The sequence below is a fragment of the Alsobacter sp. SYSU BS001988 genome (assembly GCF_054796215.1).
Genome location: NZ_JBTAMK010000001.1, coordinates 329,975 through 346,117, shown reverse-complemented (window position 1 = coordinate 346,117; position 16,143 = coordinate 329,975). Strand labels below are relative to the sequence as shown.

11 protein-coding genes are annotated in these 16,143 nt (G+C 67.3%); 3 read left to right on the top strand and 8 right to left on the bottom strand.

The features are described from left to right. Positions 1-4,260, bottom strand: coding sequence for a cadherin domain-containing protein (locus tag ACYVO7_RS01475; RefSeq protein WP_460448078.1), 4,260 nt, complete (start codon positions 4,258-4,260; stop codon positions 1-3). Between the two features lie 288 nt (positions 4,261-4,548). On the opposite strand from ACYVO7_RS01475, the gene ACYVO7_RS01470 reads away from it, so the two are divergent. Next, the gene (locus ACYVO7_RS01470; protein ID WP_460448077.1) at positions 4,549-4,785 is read left to right on the top strand and encodes a hypothetical protein; all 237 of its coding nucleotides are present in this window, start codon (positions 4,549-4,551) and stop codon (positions 4,783-4,785) included. Positions 4,786-4,928: 143 nt separating this feature from the next. After that, complete coding sequence (locus ACYVO7_RS01465) at positions 4,929-5,426, top strand: hypothetical protein (protein WP_460448076.1); 498 nt, start codon at positions 4,929-4,931, stop codon at positions 5,424-5,426. Between the two features lie 12 nt (positions 5,427-5,438). On the opposite strand, the gene ACYVO7_RS01460 is transcribed toward ACYVO7_RS01465, so the two are convergent. The 3 genes from ACYVO7_RS01460 to ACYVO7_RS01450 form a co-directional block, all read right to left on the bottom strand. Next, the gene (locus ACYVO7_RS01460) at positions 5,439-6,011 is read right to left on the bottom strand and encodes a TetR/AcrR family transcriptional regulator (protein ID WP_460448075.1); all 573 of its coding nucleotides are present in this window, start codon (positions 6,009-6,011) and stop codon (positions 5,439-5,441) included. Positions 6,012-6,021: 10 nt separating this feature from the next. Continuing rightward, positions 6,022-9,435: an acyl-[ACP]--phospholipid O-acyltransferase gene (locus ACYVO7_RS01455; RefSeq protein ID WP_460448074.1), complete on the bottom strand. Its 3,414-nt coding sequence runs from the start codon at positions 9,433-9,435 to the stop codon at positions 6,022-6,024. A gap of 81 nt (positions 9,436-9,516) precedes the next feature. Next, positions 9,517-9,762, bottom strand: a complete 246-nt coding sequence (locus ACYVO7_RS01450; RefSeq protein ID WP_460448073.1) for a hypothetical protein — start codon at positions 9,760-9,762, stop codon at positions 9,517-9,519. A gap of 319 nt (positions 9,763-10,081) precedes the next feature. On the opposite strand from ACYVO7_RS01450, the gene ACYVO7_RS01445 reads away from it, so the two are divergent. Continuing rightward, positions 10,082-12,427 carry an amidase family protein gene (locus tag ACYVO7_RS01445; protein ID WP_460448072.1) on the top strand — a complete coding sequence of 782 codons (2,346 nt, stop codon included), beginning with the start codon at positions 10,082-10,084 and terminating at the stop codon, positions 12,425-12,427. Positions 12,428-12,436: 9 nt separating this feature from the next. On the opposite strand, the gene ACYVO7_RS01440 is transcribed toward ACYVO7_RS01445, so the two are convergent. The 4 genes from ACYVO7_RS01440 to cpaB are packed head-to-tail and all read right to left on the bottom strand — an operon-like array spanning position 12,437 to position 15,928. Continuing rightward, positions 12,437-13,003, bottom strand: a complete 567-nt coding sequence (locus ACYVO7_RS01440; RefSeq protein WP_460448071.1) for a TadE family protein — start codon at positions 13,001-13,003, stop codon at positions 12,437-12,439. Between the two features lie 40 nt (positions 13,004-13,043). Continuing rightward, the gene (locus ACYVO7_RS01435) at positions 13,044-13,526 is read right to left on the bottom strand and encodes a TadE/TadG family type IV pilus assembly protein (protein ID WP_460448070.1); all 483 of its coding nucleotides are present in this window, start codon (positions 13,524-13,526) and stop codon (positions 13,044-13,046) included. A gap of 4 nt (positions 13,527-13,530) precedes the next feature. Further along, positions 13,531-15,015, bottom strand: a complete 1,485-nt coding sequence (locus tag ACYVO7_RS01430) for a pilus assembly protein TadG-related protein (RefSeq protein WP_460448069.1) — start codon at positions 15,013-15,015, stop codon at positions 13,531-13,533. Between the two features lie 22 nt (positions 15,016-15,037). Further along, positions 15,038-15,928 (bottom strand): Flp pilus assembly protein CpaB, encoded by an 891-nt coding sequence (gene cpaB, locus ACYVO7_RS01425; RefSeq protein ID WP_460448068.1) that lies wholly within the window; start codon positions 15,926-15,928, stop codon positions 15,038-15,040. Positions 15,929-16,143: the final 215 nt, after the last annotated feature.

Genomic DNA, 16,143 nt, shown 5'->3' with positions numbered 1-16,143 from the left:
TTAGCGAGTTCGTTGCCGGCGCCGTCGATGGCGGCCGTTTCCGATCAGCGTGAGGTTTTCGAAGTTCGCCTGCAAGATGTAGGACAAGGATGACTGCAGCGTGTCGGTCCCTTCGCCCGCGGACTCGACCACGACGTCAAGGGCGTCATCGACAACATAATCGTCGTTGCCCGAGCCTCCGACCAGGGTGTCAGCCCCGAGTCCGCCGACCAGAGTATCGTTGCCCGCCCCACCGTCCAGTCGGTTGGCTGCGCCGTTTCCGGTGAGATAGTTCGCCAGTTCATTGCCGACGCCATTGATGGCGGCGGCGCCGGTCAGCGTGAGGTTCTCGAAGTTTGCAGCAAGCGTGTAACTGATCGAGGAATTGACGCCATCGGTCCCCTGCGATGCATACTCAACCACGATGTCGCCGGTGTCGTCGACGACGTATCTGTCGTTCCCCAGTCCGCCGACGAGACTGTCGGCTCCGCTGCCCCCGTCGAGGCTGTCGTCGCCGCCAGAGCCTATGATCGTGTCGCGGCCGGCTCCACCTGACATGCTGTCGTTTCCAGCCGACGAGAACACGCTGGCTATGTCTTTGACAAAAATATCACGAGATCCATTGGTGTCATCGGCAACGAGATTTGACGACGTGCTTCGAAAAGCGATCGATTTTCCATCCGCGGAAAAGACCGGCTGGTCGGATTCTCCGTTTCCGAACTCGCCTGAACTGTTTGTCGAGACGACCGCGATCTCATTCGTAAGCAGGTCGCGTATATAAATTTGGCTGCCTCCAAGCGCATTCGCACCCGAGATCAGATTCGACGCGCTACTCCAAAACGCAACGTAGCGGCCATTGCTCGAAAACACGGCTGCCCCGGATTGCGCGTCGCCCGATATGCCGTCTGCGTTTTTCGAAAGCAGCGTTACGGCTCCGGTTTGAAGATTTTTTAAGTAGAGCTGATTGGTTCCATTCGTCGCGGCCGGGTCCAGATTGGTCGCAGCGCTGATGAAGGTGAGGTAGCGTCCGTCGGGCGAAAGCGTGGGCAGCAATGAATTCCCATTTGTAAGCTGGCCTGAGCTGTTCCTGGAAGCAATCGAAATGACGCCATTCTGGGCGTTATACAAGAATATGTCCCGGCTTGCATTATAGTCGCCTGATACGATGTTCGGGTCAGTTGAGCTGAACGCTATCAATTGGCCATCAGCCGACGCCGTGGGCGATGCATAATAGTAAGAGTACGACCACGTCGCAGGGACGCTCTTGCGCTCACTGCTCATGAAATCGGAGAGCAGGATGTTTGATCCCCACCCACTGCCGTAAACGGAGAACATCAATGTCGTGCTGTCGCCGAGAAACGCCGGATTATCCGGATTCGTATTATAAAAGTTGCCGTATGACGTGGTTGCTGAGAAGATCTGTCCGGTCACTAGGTCTTTAACGAAAATGTCCGACCCGCCATTGTAGTCGTTGCTGAACATATTCGAAGCATAGCTCTTGAAGGCGATGTAGCGCCCGTCCCTCGAGAAGGTCGGTGAAAGGGACATTCCATTCCCGACGCTGCCAGATGCGATTGAGATAATCGTGACCTCGCCACTTGTCAGATCTTTCAAGAATACATCAATGGTCCCATTCGTATCGACACCGGGAGAGACAAGGTTGGTCGCCTCGCTGGCGAAGGCGATGTACTTCCCGTCGGGCGAGAACACCGGATCATAGGTCCAGCCACTCCCTTGCTCGCCTCTCGCATTCACCGAAACTCTGCGGATGGAACTCACGAGTCCCGCACTGTCGTCGCCTAGGATGAGATCCCGCCCGTCACCACCCGAGATCGTGTCGTTCCCCGCTGCGCCAATCAGCGTGTCGAGCCCGTTACCGCCCGCGATTTTGTCCGGCCCGGTTGTCCCCCTGATGAAGAGGTTGGCGGGCAACACGGCGCTCAAGGCTTGTGTGCCGTCCGTGAATTTGAAGAATTCAACGTTGGTGACGATGTCGCGCTCGCCGGTCGCGGTTCGCGTCACCACGACAGCGCCATCGTCGTCGAGCGCGATCTTGTACTCGGAGCGGCGCCCAGAGAGCACGACGGTGTCGACGCCGGCGCCGCCGTCGATCGTGTCGTTGCCCGTCCCGCCCGTGATATTGTCCGCCAAAGCGCTGCCGACGATGGAATCGTCGCCACCCTTTCCGTCAAGAACCCACCCCTGTGTATCCGTCGTGGCCGTGAACCGGTCGGCCCCTTCCGTGCCGGCCCAGGTCAGCGGATCGAAAACGTCCTTGATCGCGATCGTGAAGGTCTGATCCGGTCCAGCCAGTTGAGGGGTTCCGTTATCAACGGCATGTCCCGTGATCGTGTAGGATTGCGCGATCTCGTAATCGAGCAAGGCTCCATTTGCGACTGTCACGACGCCCGTTACGGGATCGACCCGGAAGCGCCCGCCCGCCGTGTCTGTCAGCACATAGGTGAGCGCATTCGCGTCGGGATCGGTGGCCCGCAACGTCACGCCCACGGAGGCGCCCACAACTGCGTTCTCTTTCACCGCATTCGCCAGCGTGTTGACGTCAGTCACAAGGGTTGGTGCATCGTTGCCGTTTTGCACCTGGATCACGACCATCGAGGCGGCCGTATTGAGCCCGTCGCTCGCCGCGACCCGGATCGTGTGGCTGGTCGCGGTCTCGAAGTCGATCAGGCGCGGGTCTCGGAGGGTGACGCGACCCGACACTGGATCGATGGCGAACCGTCCACCAGCGTCATCGAGCAGGAAGTAGTTCACGGACTGCCCTTCAGGGTCCGTGCTGCGCGCGGTGTAGCCCACATAGGTCCCGGCCGCGGCGTTCTCCGCCACGCTGTTGGCGGCGCCATCGAAATCCGTTGGTGCGGAAGGGGGATTGTTCAGCGTCAGCGTCGTCCCATCGCCAAAGCGCACGGCCTCGACATCGACGAGGGTGTCCTGATGCCGCCCATCAACAATTCCGCCGATCAGTCGCCGCACGGTCGTGGTCGTGCCCGACGAGGTGATCTGATAATCGGCGCGAGTTCCCTGGTAGACCGCCAGATCATATCCTACGCCGCCGTCGAGCTGATTCAGCCCGCTCGTTTCGCCGACCAGCGTGTCGTCGCCCGTGCCGCCCGCCAGCGTGTCGTCGCCGTCGCCGCCGCCGATGTAATCGTTGCCGTCGTCCCCGGAAACGAAATCGGCTGACGACGACGATCCCAGGATTATGTCATCCCCCGCGCCGCCGCTGATTTTGGTGATGTTGGTCAGCGTGACGTTGGTGAAGTCGAAGACATTACGCGAGCCGTCGCCAAGGATCTGAACGTTGCTGTTGCCAGGGGCCGATATCACTTCGATGCCCGTCACCGATTTGAGGCCGATGACCGTGCCATATGACGAGGCCAGGATTATATCGCGGTCCGATCCGCCATCGATGACGTCGAATCCGTCATAGGGGCCGTCAAACCTGAATTGGTCATCGCCCGTATCGCCCGACAACGTATCGTTGCCGGTTCCACCGATCAGCGTGTCGTTGTCCCAGCCACCCGCTAGATAATCGTCGCCCTGACCGCCATCCAGGGTGTCAAAGCCGGCCTCGCCATAGATGCGGTCATTGTCCCACTGCCCCTGCAGGTTGTCGCCATCTGCGCCGCCGAAGATCGTGTCGGCCCCGGAACCGGCCACCACGGTGTCGCCGCCGATGCCGCCGTCGATCCAGTCCGCCCCATAGCCCGCCGTGATCGAGTCGGCGCCTTCGTCGCCGTACAGCCAATCTCCGTTCCAGGATGAGCCGCCGTCGATCGTGTCGGCGTCGGCGCCGCCATGGATGGTGTCGTCGCCGCTCTCGCCATTGAGCGAATCCCTCCCGATCCCGCCGGTGACATCGTCGTTTCCGGACCCGGCACGAATCGTGTCCGCTCCGTCGCCGCCATCGATCGTATCGTCACGGAGATAGGCATATCCACTGTCGATGATCAGGTCGTCGCCGTCGCCTCCGGAAATAGAATCGGCTCCATCGCCGCCTTCTATGACGTCGGATCCACCGCCAGCCGATATCGTGTCGGAACCAGCTCCCCCATCCAACCTGTCCGAATAGGTTGTCCCCGTGACAAGGTCGCTGCCCCACCCCGCGGATACGCGGTAGACTGCATAAACCCCATAGTAGAAGCCTCCGTACCCGTTCGGATAGTTGAAGAAAGGATATCGATACATCTGCGTGAGGTTGAGATCGTCGTTGCTGTCGGTCCCATACAGCGTGTCGCCCGCTACGCCCGCAATGGTGGTCATGATGAAACCCATGATGAATGAATGAATGAAAGAGAGATAGCGATAACGCTGGGGTGACGTGCGCGCAATCTATACGTCAGGTTGCGTACGTCGTTTAAGCAACTCATGCGAGAATTTAAAACGGTGGTGAAGTGATTAGTTGGTTACGAATTATTCGCATCATGAGTTTAAGTTGTTTGTATTACGACGAGGCTGACGTGGCTTTTGCTTCTCTCGACTGTCCCGGTTTCGGGATGTCGGGCTAAAGAGCGCAGCCTGGATTAGCCCGTTCTGCCAGGAGTTTCAGCCATGGTTTACCTGCTCGCCAATTCGCCCATCAGCGCCACGGCCGCGCAGCTCGTCCAGACGGACATGCGCTCCGCGATGTCGGATCGCCGCTTTCAAAATAGATCGGACGAAGCCGCCATTGTCCGGCAGGAGAACGCTGAGCGCCTGAAAGCAAGCATTGATATCTCGAAATGGACTGGGCCTGATAAAACTGACAGAAAAAAAATTTGGATGAATTGGCTAAGAGCTACGATTTAGATCGTTTAGATGTAGTTGTAGCTTTAGCTCAGCTTGACGCCGAATACGAAAAAAAGCTTCAGAACTCCACCTCTTCGGGCTCCTGGGGGTCCAAGCTCGACTTTCCCTCCCCGGCCCATGCGGCGCAGTGGGGGCAGGAGGCCATGGCGGACCTGAAAAGCCTCATGTCCATCCACAACATGAACATCCAGCTCTACAATGGCCGCAAGGAGAGCATGGAGGCGATGCGGTCCTCGGCGCAGGACTTCTACAAGGCCCAGGGCTATTCGGACGACGCCGCCCGCGACGCCGCCGCCCAGACCGCGGCGCATTACGAGAAATCCCTGCTCGAGGGCGTGACGCGCACCCGCAGCCTGATCAACATGACCATCCTGCGGCTCAGCGACCAGTTCGACGTGTCCGGCGCGCTGGTGAAGCTCAATGACGACGGCACGCTTTCGCAAGGCGACGCCGCGGCCTCCTGGGGCGGCGCGCTCACCCTCCTGTCCGGCGACGCCAAGGCCCCGGCCGACGCGGCCGGCAAGGTCGAGGCGCTGGACGGGAAAGTCCGCGAGCAGACCGACCTGTGGTCGCACAGCCTCGAGCCGATCCGCCCCGCCGACGTCCCGCCCGCCGGCGGCTTCGTCAACCGCGTCGCGTAGGAAGCGCGGCCGTCAGGTCGGCCTGAGCGTCGCCATGAGGGCGCGGGTGATCTGCGGCGCGTGCTGGCCGAGGCTGCCGGTGAGCCTGCCGTAGATCCTGAACACGGCCGGCTGCACCACGAGGCCCAGCGCCATGGCGGCGAGCAGGTCGGCGTCGCCCGGCGCGATCTCGCGACGCGCCATGGCCTCCGCGAACACCGCCCGCAGCGCCTCGACCGGATTCTCGGCGGCCGCGCCCGACACCTCTCCGAGATGCTGGTGCTGGTTCACCAGCAGGAAGGCGAACAGCGCCGGCTCCTCGTCGAACAGGCCGGTGAAGCGCCGCGCCAGCGCGCCGATCCGGGCTTCCAGGCCGTCCCGGCTCATCCCGATCTCCAGCACGTCACGGGCCAGCGCCGCATAGCGGGTGGCGAAGATCTCCCGGGCGATGTCCTCCTTGGAGCGGAAATGCCGGTAGAGCGCTCCTTCCGAGACCCCGACCGCCTGCGCGATGTCGCGCACGGTGGAGCCGTCCACGCCCTTTCGGGCGAACAGCGCGAGCGCTTCCGCGCAGATCCGCTCGCGCGTCTTGGCGCCGTCCCGCATGCCCCGGTCCTCAGGCCGCCGGCGGGGTGGCGGCGCGAACCTCCCCGCGCTCGCGCACCAGGCGCGAGACGGCGGCGAAGTCGATCTTGCCCGAGCCGAGCAGCGGGACCTTGTCGACCGGGACGATCTCCGCCGGGACCATCAGGTCGGACGCCCCCCGCGACTTGGCGAAGGCCAGGAACTCGGCCCGCGACGCACCCGTCTTCTCGGTGATCATCACCAGCCTCTCGCCCTTGCGGGGGTCGGGCAGGCTCCCGACCGCCGACAGCGCGCCGGGCCACAGGTCGGCCGCCAGGGCCTCGACGGCGGCCAGCGACACCATCTCGCCGCCGATCTTGGCGAAGCGCTTGGCCCGCCCGCGGATGGTGATGAAGCCTTCGTCGTCGATCGTGACGATGTCGCCCGTGTCGTGCCAGCCCTCCGGCGGCTCCTCCAGCACGCCGGGATTGTCGGCCTTGAGGTAGCCCAGCATCACGTTCGGGCCGCGCACATGGAGCCGCCCGGCGCCTTCGACGCCCGGCAGCGGCTCCAGCCGCGTCTCCATCCCGGGCAGGATCCGCCCCACCGTGCCGAAGCGGTTGAACATGGGCGTGTTCAGGGCCAGCGCCGGGGCGGTCTCGGTGATGCCGTAGCCTTCCAGGATGCGCAGCCCGAACCGCTCCATGTAGACCCGGCGCGTGGTCTCCTTCACCGGCTCGGCCCCGGCCAGGATGTAGCGGATCGACCGGAAGTCATAGGGGTGCGCCGAGCGGGCGTAGCCGGCCAGGAAGGTGTCCGTGCCGAACAGGATGGTGGCGTTGCTGCCATAGACCAGCTCCGGCACCAGCCGGTAATGCAGCGGCGACGGGTAGAGATAGACCCTCACCCCGGATGCGAGCGGCAGGATGAGGCCGATCGTCAGCCCGAAGGAGTGGAACACGGGCAGCACGTTGAACACCGTGTCGGTCCGCCCGAAGTCGATCCGGGCGGCGGCCTGGGCGGCGTTGGCCAGCATGTTGGCGTGCGAAAGCACGACGCCTTTCGGCACGCCCTCCGACCCCGACGTGAACAGGATGGCGGCGCGGTCGTCCGGCTTGCTCCGGACCAGCGGGCGATCCCAGGCGAGCAGCGCCCGCAGCCGGTCCCACGCGCCGATCGAGCCGCGCAGGTCTTCCAGATAGACGATCCTGACCTCGGCCTTGATGGCCTCCACCAGGGGCTCCAGCCGCCCCTTCTCGACGAAGGCGCGCGAGGTGGCGATCGCCTCGATCTGCGCGCCGCGGCAGGCTGACAGGATGTTGGCGGCGCCGGCCGTGAAGTTGATCATGGCCGGCGTGCGGCCGGCCGACATGAGGCCCAGCACGGCGGCGGCGGCCGCGTTGGCGTTGGGCAGCATCACACCCACGGCGCCGCCGGGTCCCGCCAGCGGCGCGAGCCGGCTCCCCAGCACGCGCGCGCCGGCCAGCAGCTTGCGATAGCTGAGCGCCCCCGCGACAGGGTCCTCCACGGCGGTCCGACCCGGGCCGTGCACGCGCGCCGCCTCGATCACGGCGTCGACCACGGTCCGGTCCGTGCGGGTGGTGCGGAACACGAGGTCGGACATGATCCCGTAAAGGGCCGCGCCGGCGGCGAGGCGCCGGTTCTTGCCCTTGAGGGCCGGGTCCACCGCGAGCCGCACCGGCTCCAGGATGGTGACGCGCACCTTCGGAAACCAGCGGCGGCGCACCTGGTCCGGCGAGAGGCGCGAGAACGGCGTCGCCTCCAGGCCCTCAATGCGCACCGGAACCACCATCGCGTCCGACTTGTCGGCGATCAGGCCCGCGCCGTCATAGACCTTCATCAGGCTGCCGGTGACCGTGAGGCGGCCCTCCGGAAAGATGATCAGCGTGTCGCCGCCCCGCACCGCGTTGATGAGGGTGCGGGTGGCCATGGGCTTGGTGGGGTCGAGCGGCATCGCCCGGGTGAGGCGCGCGAAGGGCTTCACCCACCATTTCTGCGCGATCGTGTGGTCGATGGCGAAGACCGGGTCGCGGTCCGTCAGCGACAGCGCCAGCGCGCCGTCGAGAAAGCTGACATGGTTGAGCGCGATGATCGCGTTCGGCCCGGCCTTGTCGATGTTCTCCAGGCCGACGACCTCCATGCGGTAGCCGGCCCTGAACACGATGGAGAGGAACTCCCGGAAGGGCTTGATGGGCAGCAGCCGGAAGGCCAGCAAGCCGGCGCCCAGATTGAGCGCGCCGAGCCCGGCCAGGAGCTGCGGCTCGGTGAGCCCCATGGCCTGCAGGGCGCCCGCTCCGAGCGCGCCGACCACGATGAAGCCGGCCTGCATGACGTTGCCGGCCGCGATCACGCGCGCGCGGCGATCCTCGCCCGCCCAGGACTGCACCGCCGAGAAGACCGGGACGATATAGAGGCCGGCCGCGGCCGCGAGGCCGACGAGGTCGATCCCGACCCGGACGCCCCGGCCCGTGGCGAAGAACTCGGCCGGCCCGATCGGCGCGGCGGCCCGCGCCGCGTCCCAGGTGGCGAGGCCGAGATCGATGCCGAACGCGCCCATGGCCAGGCCGCCGATGGCGGTCGGGAGCAGGATGATCCGTCCATGCGCCATCCACGCCGCGAGCAGCGAGCCGGCCGCGATGGCCAGCGAGAACAGCGTCATGCAGGCGATGTAGAGGTTCTCGGTCCCGCCCAGCCGGTCGCGGACCAGCGTCGCCAGGAGCGCCAGCACCACTGCGCCGACGAGCCAGAACCAGCTCACGACGATCATGCCGCGCCAGATGCGCGTGTCCGCCCACATGTCGCGCAGCAGGCCGACCGTGGAGCCGAGGATATTGGGATTGATCTTCAGGTCCGGCGCCTTTTCGCCCGTGCGCGGGATCAGCGCGGCCGAGCCCCAGCAGGCCAGCGCGAAGACGACCAGGAGGGCCGCCACCCAGAGCGGGTTTTCGGTTCCGGTCGCGGCCTTGGTCCCGGCCGTCGTGCCGAGCAGGATCGCCATGAAGGTCGCGCCCTCCACCAGCGCGTTGCCGGCGGGAAGCTCCTCGGTCTTCAGGTGGTCCGGCAGGATGCCGTATTTGATGGGGCCGAACAGCGCGGCCACGACGCCGAACAGGCCGAGCGCCGTCATCAGGATCGGCACGGAGTGCAGCACGAAGCCGACCGCGCCCAGGCCCGCCGCCGCGATCTCGGCGAATTTCAGCCGCCGCGCGATCAGGCCTTTGTCGAACCTGTCCGCCATCTCGCCGCCCAACCCCGAGAGGAAGAAGAACGGCGCGATGAAGATGGCTCCCGCCGCCTGGACGAGCGTTCCTGCATTGGAGCTCGCCAGCACGTAGACGAGCAGCGCGACGAGCGCGTTCTTCAGGAAGTTGTCGTTGAAGGCGGAGAAGAACTGGCACCAGAAGAGCGGTGCGAAGCGGCGCGTCCCCAACAATCCGGCTGTCACAGTGGCGCTCCTTAGTAAGTGAACGATCACTCACTAACATGGGAGCGCGCCTGGCGCAAGGAAGCGGCCCGCCGGCCGAGGTCAGCTCCTGGGCTTGGCTCCGCGCCGTTTGGCGAGTTCGGCCTTGAGCTTGGCGTTCTCGCGCGTCAGCGCCTCGACCCTGGCGTATAGCTCGCGCTCCTTGCGCCGCTCGCGCTCATAGCGCTCGGCCGCCGCGAAGGCGGCGCCGTAGGCCTCGGCCAGCATCTCGTCTTCGGGATCGTGGTCGTAGAGGGCCGGAGCCGGCGCCGGAGGGGCGCGGTGGCGGAAGCGGACGATCTCGCCCATCAGGCGCGCTCCGCCCGAGGCCGCGACTGCGGCGATGCGGCGATCCGAAGTACGATGAAACTCAAGCACGCGGCCAAAGACACTCTCCCGAACGCAAGATCGACGCTGCTGGGGCGGGCCCGAATCGCCACGTTCCAGCCTGTCAGCAGTGGGGCAGCGGTGGTTACGACGGCGTAACCGCAGCCCGGGCCCGCGCGTCCCCTTCCGGGAAGCCGGGCGGCCTCCCGACGCGGGGCTGGCCCGAGCCGCGGCGCATTGCGGGGCCGAAGGCCCGCGCGCTAAACCTGATTCAAAGAGCGGGACGCAGGGGGGCGAGCGGATGTCGGATCGGATCGATGGGCGCAGCGCGCCATTCCGGCTGGAGGAAGCCACCATCGCGGAGCTTCACGCCGCCATCCGGGCGGGCCGGACGACATGCGTGGAGGTGGTGCAGGGCTATCTCGCCCGCGTGAGGGCCTATAACGGCGTCGCCAGCGCGCTCGTCACGGCCGACGGCGCCCCGGTCCCCGAGGTTCCGGGCGCCGTGCGCGGCGGCGCGCCGCTGCGCTTTCCGACCCGCACGGCGGCGGCGGCGGACATCCTGCCCGAGTTCGACCGCTACGCCGGCCCGCCCATCGAGTTCGGCCGCATGGAGGCGACCGCGTCGGATCCGTCCGCCCACCAGCAATACGGGATGGTCGTCGGCATCCCCGACGCCGGCCAGGTGAACGCGCTCGCCACACTGAACATCCGCGGCGAGCGCTCGGTCACCTGCCGGGGCGACTATGACCGCCATCCCGACGACGGCCCGCTGCCGCCGGGCGCGCCGCCGGTCTGCGAGTTCTTCCGCCGCCTGCCGGACGCCCTCGAGCAGGCCGCCGCGCTCGACGCCGCCCATGGGACCGAGCCCGACCTGGAGGCCATGCCCATGTACGGCGTGGTCTTCTCCTTCAAGGACGCGTTCGACGCCAAGGACATGCGCTCCACCGGCGGCGCCGACGCCCGCTACGACATCGACGTCCCGGCGCGCGACCATGTCCTCGTCGACCAGTTGCGCCGCAAGGGCGCGATCATCTTCGCCAAGGCGGTGATGACGGAATATAACGGCCGCTCCGGCGACCCCGGCGGCCGGCACGCGCCGGACAAGGTCCTGCCCTCGGTCCTCGGCTACCAGCGCAGCAGCTGGGGCGGCAATCCGTCCAACCCCTACGACACGACCCGCTCGGCCTCGCTCGGGTCGAGCTCCGGTTCGGCCCTGTCGGTCAGCACGAACATGGTGATGGCGAGCCTCGGGGAGGAGACGCGGGCCTCCTGCCGGGGGCCGTCCAACCACAACGCCGTGGCGCTGATCCTGCCGCACAAGGCGATGCTGGGTTTCGACGGCGGGGCCATCGGCTCCGACATCTACGTCGACCGCAGCGGCGTGCACTGCCGCACCATCGCCGACGCCGCGAAGGTGCTGGACGCCCTCAAGGACCCGGTGGCCGGCTACTACGATCCGCGCGACCCGTTCACCACCGTGCCCCGCTCCTCCGTGCTGGCCGAAGGCTATGCGAGGCACGCGGCGGCTTCAGGAGCCGATGGCGGCCTCGCCGGCCGGCGGCTCGGGATCATCCGCGAGTCCATGGTCCATGCGCCCGGGTCCCGATGCGAGGAGCCGATCGTCGCGGCGGCCGTCCGCGAGATCCAGGACGTGCTCGGCGACAGGCTCGGGGCGACCCTGGTCGAATCCTCCGATCCGCTCTGGACCCCCGACCCGCGCGTGGAGCGCATGACGGTGGACTTCCGCCGCGCTCTCGCCCGCATGGTCCCGATCTTCATGCCGGAGCTTCTGTTCCGGCTGGGTCCGGACGGCAAGCCGCTGTTCGAGGAGTTCGCCGCCGCGATCGCCCCGACCGAGTTCATGCCCGGCAAGGTCTTCGGCTCCGGGCGCATGCAGCCGATCGACTACTTCATCGAGCTCTCCGAGGAGCGCATCGCGCCGCCGCGCAACCTGGACATCGCCGTCGTCCAGCAGCAGGAGCTGGCGATGGGCTTCCGGTTCCACATCCCGCAATATCTCAAGCGGCGCGCGGCCGATTGGGCGGCGCTGGGCTTTCGCGAGAGCCTGACGGATTTCCCCACCCTCAACGCCCGGTCGAAGTTCTGGGGCGACGACCAGCGCAGCGCCTTCCGCAATTGGGAGGAGGTGACCGACATGCGCAACCCGCACGGCCAGCGCCAGGGCGTCAACGAGCGCATCATGCTGCGCGAGCTGCTGCGGCGCGTCGACATGATGGTGATCCTGGAGAACCGCCTCGACGCCCTCGTGCGGCTGCATACGCCGCTGCCGCCCGCCATCATCGGCGGGGCGCCGCATCCGGGCTCGAACATGCCGGGCTCGCCGCGCGACCAGAACCTGCTCGGCGAGTCCTTCAACGGCCCGAACGCCGGCCTGACCGAAGTCCTGATCCCGGCAGGCTATGTCGACGTCGTCTATGATCCCGTATTCCGGCTCAGCCCGGACGGAACGCGATACCTGTCCGAGCCGTCCGACCAGCCGACCCGGATCGCGGCGCCGGGGCTGCCCTTCTCGCTCGTGTTCCGGGCCGAGCCCGGCCGCGAGGACGTGCTTCTGGAGATCGCGTCCGCCTATGAGGCGGCCTCGCGGCGGCGCGTCCCGCCGCCCGCCTTCGGGCCGTTGTGAGGGGCGCGCTCAGCCGCCCGACATGTCCTCGGCGGTCGTCGTCACGCTCAGCCCCGACATGCTGAGCGGCGGCAGCCGGAGCATCCGGTTCAGGACGATGAAGTCATAGGTCATCCCGGTGAGCCGGACCGTGATGGTGGGCGCCGAGCCGCCGGGGCGGCCGGCGAAGCCGAGCCCGGTCTGGATGTAGTCGATCGCGACGTTGCGGGGCCGCAGGCGCGGGAAGGCGCTGCACATCCCGGGAAGGCGCTGGGGCGTGGCGGGGCAGCTCGTCGCCCCGCGCCCATACACGATGGCGTTCAGCGCCGCGGCGTCGAAGGTCCCGTTGGTGCAGGTGGACGTCGCGCCGCTGCAGCGGCGTTCGAAATACGGCATGGCGTCGCCCGGGAACACCGTGGAGGACGTGCCGTCATAGGTCTTCAGGTCTGACGAGACCGGATCCGAGACGGCCGCCAGCCGCGCTCCGAGTTGCAGCGCCTTGGTGGCCTGGTTGTACTGCCAGAACGCCGTGCCGAAATCGAGCACGCCCATGAGGACGAGCACCAGCGTGCCGGCCACGAGGCCGAATTCGGCCATGCTGGCCCCGGCCTCGTCGGCCCAGAAGGATCGCTCTCGCCTATTGGCCGACATGGCGTTCCGTATGGCTTGCGGCGACCCGGAGGGGCCCGAGGCCGATCGCGGACAAAAGGCCGAGGCCCCGCGGCTGGAACGTGGTCGAGACCGTCACGATGCGCAGCGGGTCGCTCCCCCGGTACGCCCGCAGGCCCGTGACGGCGTCCACCGGGTTGGGCGCGTTGGCGTAGGAGACGGTCACGTCCCTGTCGCTCCATCCGGCGACGCGGGATGCGCCGGAGCCCGAGGGGGAGCCCGTCACGGCGATCGCCCGGGCCTGGGTTTCGGACGAGGTCGGGTCGGGAACCCGCGCCAGGTAGCGGGCCGCGTCGCGCACGCCGGTCTGGACCATTTCGTAAGAGTAGAGCATCCCGCCGAACTCGAAGATCGCGAAGGCGAAGGCGATCACGAAGGGCAGCGCCAGCGCCGCCTCGACGGCGACCGAGCCGCGCTCGTCCTCGACGATCCTGATGCGGGCTGTCCCCATGGCTTCACCGATAGAGCTGGACGGTGTCGCGGATGACGTTGCGGGCGCCGGGAGTGCCGGGCTCCAGCAGCTCCACCATCTCGGCCCAGATCGTGCCGTCGTTCTTGTCCATCGGCTCGGTCAGGAAGAACCTCGCGTAGCCGGTGACCGGGATGACGCCGCCGGACGAGCCCGTCAGCTGCCCGGCCGCGGCCGCCGCCTGGCAGTCGATGATGGCGCCCACGAAGAGCCGCCGGTCCGGATCGTCCGTCAGGGTCGAAGCGCCGCCCGTGTAGCAGGCCGGCGCGCCCTTTTCGCCCGCCCCGGACGCGCCCGCCGTGCTGCGCGTGGTCAGCCCGTTCTCGATCTCGTAGCGGTACACCTCGTAGCGGCTCGGGCGGTTCGTGTTGGACCAGCCATTCGGAAATGCGCCGCCGAAGCTGCGCGTCCAATAGGTCTCGAAGTCCCAGTCGCCCCCGCCGATCCGGCCCGCGGTGGCCGCTCCGCCGAAGGTGCAGGTCGCGGCGCCGTAGAAGCAGGGATCGCGCGGCAGGCCCAGCGGCTTGCCCAGATTGGCGGGATCCTTGGGCGGCAGGCTGGGATCGTAGGCGGGAGAAGCGCCGCAGGACGAGCCCGTGTAGCCCTTGCGGACGTTCTGGGCGGGGCGGTACGCCGGATCGCCGCGGCTGCCGGAGAAGCCGCCGTCATACATGTCGAAGCGGACATTGATCGCCTCCGCCGTCGACGAGATGTTGCCCGTCTGCAGCTCGACGCCGCTCTGGCGGTAGCATCCCTTGGGCTTGTCGAGCGCGAGCGATTCCTTCACCGCCGCTCCGCCATTGCCGTAGGCGGGCTGCAGGTAGCCGTAGTTCCCGGCGCCGTATTGCGAGCCCTTCGCCTTCATGGCGATGAGCCGCCGCCGGAACGACGGATCGCGCGCAGCGGCCTGCAGGGGGAGGGCGGACCCTTCGAACGGGTTGCACATGAAGAGCGGCGTGACGTTGCAGGCGACGCTGTCGAACCCGCCCACCGCCGTAGCGGAGACCTGCGTGGGAAAGCCCGTCGCCCCCGCCGCCTTGGCGAAGAGCGAGCCGAAGCCGACCGGGGACGTGCGCACCTCCACATAGGCCGCCAGGGCGGGGTCGGTCGTCTCGCTGGTCGACGCGATCGCCTGCGCGTCGCTCGACGGCAGGGACTTGAGGTAGCGCACGCCCGAGGCCTGCAACGCCGCGCCGCCCGAGGCGAAGCGGGCGTCGTTGCGGACCAGCTCGCCGATGGCGCGGTTGGCCCGGATGATGGCGTCGGGCTTGGCGTCCAGCTCGGCCGCCGCCGCAAGCGCCAGCGCGTCGGCGCCCGCCTGGACCGAGGTCTGCAGGTTGAACAGGCGCCCGCCGTCCACGACCAGCATGGCGGCCGCGGCGATCACCGGCAGCGACAGCGCCAGCGGGATCGCGACGCCGCCGCTGTCGTCCGCCGTCCACCGGGCCGAAAGCCGGTCGGGAATGGTCATGGCTTCGCCCGCCGGTCCAGGGTCAAGGCCTCGGCGCCAGCGCCGTTGCCCGGACCGTGGCGGTCTCCTCGATCGGCGGCGGCAGCGTCTGGATCGTGTATTCCTGCCGCTTCATGCCGCGGGTCACCCCGACCAGCAGCGTGCGTTTCGGCGGCGGGGAGGCCGCCGGCGTGGACGCCTGCAGGACCGGCGCGGGAGAGGCGTCGGCGAGGTCCTCCACCTTGACGCGGGCCGTCGCCTCGGCGGTCGTCGACCCGGCCGCCCGAAGCGCCAGGCTGAGCGAACCCACCGTCGTGGCGAGGGCCAGCTTCTGCGCGTCGGCGGTGTTGACCTCGAAAGTGACGGCTTTCGCCAGCGAAGGCTTCTCGGCCCGCTCGTCGGCGCTCTGGTCCACCGCCAGCACCTTCACCCCCTGCAGGAGCACGTCCGTGAAGGCCTCGCCCTTGTCCAGCGTGCGCGTCAGCAGCAGATCGACCCGCTCGCCCGGCAGGACGAAGCCCGCGACGCCGTTGATGTCGTTGACCCGCACGGACGCCGCCTTCATGCCGGGCTCGATCAGGGCCGTCAGCGAGGCCCGCTGCCCGGGGCCGGTCACCTTCATGCGCAGCAGCGGCTCGGACTCCTCCATGGGAGCCAGCGCGATGCGCCGCACCTGCGGGTCCAGCACCTCCGCGATGGTGGCGAACGCGCCCTTCGGGACGTCGCCCTCGGGCCAGCGGATCTCGCGCAGCTGCTGGCGGGTGATCTCGACGCCGTAGCGCAGCGGCGTCGCCGCCACCACGATGGTGCGGTCGGCGGTGGGCCTCAGCGTCTCGGGCTGGATGGCCTGGAGACGCTGGCCGGCCTTCTTGTCCAGCCACATCTTGCCGGTCACGACGGCGCCCGTTCCGGTCAGGACCGCGATGCCCAACATAATGACAGTCTTCGAATGCATACTCGGTCGCCACACGCTGAAGTTGTGGGACGAAAGTGGGTTTCCGGCGCTTAACGAGGTGTGAAGACCGGCGCAGCGAAAGCAAAACGCGTGAACGCCGAGGAACCCGCCTTGCTGGCATTTGATGCGATTTCGTCCGCATGGCGCCGTCTTGGGCCGCGCGCGAAAAGCTTCTAAGGTCCGCAACGCGACCG

Excerpts from the sequence above, each read along its gene's own strand:
- ACYVO7_RS01440 (WP_460448071.1), bottom strand. The coding sequence starts at position 13,003 with ATGGCCGAATTCGGCCTCGTGGCCGGCACGCTGGTGCTCGTCCTCATG.
- ACYVO7_RS01435 (WP_460448070.1), bottom strand. The coding sequence starts at position 13,526 with ATGGGGACAGCCCGCATCAGGATCGTCGAGGACGAGCGCGGCTCGGTC.
- cpaB (WP_460448068.1), bottom strand. The coding sequence starts at position 15,928 with ATGTTGGGCATCGCGGTCCTGACCGGAACGGGCGCCGTCGTGACCGGC.
- ACYVO7_RS01460 (WP_460448075.1), bottom strand. The coding sequence starts at position 6,011 with ATGCGGGACGGCGCCAAGACGCGCGAGCGGATCTGCGCGGAAGCGCTC.
- ACYVO7_RS01445 (WP_460448072.1), top strand. The coding sequence starts at position 10,082 with ATGTCGGATCGGATCGATGGGCGCAGCGCGCCATTCCGGCTGGAGGAA.
- ACYVO7_RS01430 (WP_460448069.1), bottom strand. The coding sequence starts at position 15,015 with ATGACCATTCCCGACCGGCTTTCGGCCCGGTGGACGGCGGACGACAGC.
- ACYVO7_RS01450 (WP_460448073.1), bottom strand. The coding sequence starts at position 9,762 with ATGGGCGAGATCGTCCGCTTCCGCCACCGCGCCCCTCCGGCGCCGGCT.
- ACYVO7_RS01465 (WP_460448076.1), top strand. The coding sequence starts at position 4,929 with ATGGCGGACCTGAAAAGCCTCATGTCCATCCACAACATGAACATCCAG.
- ACYVO7_RS01475 (WP_460448078.1), bottom strand. The coding sequence starts at position 4,260 with ATGACCACCATTGCGGGCGTAGCGGGCGACACGCTGTATGGGACCGAC.
- ACYVO7_RS01470 (WP_460448077.1), top strand. The coding sequence starts at position 4,549 with ATGGTTTACCTGCTCGCCAATTCGCCCATCAGCGCCACGGCCGCGCAG.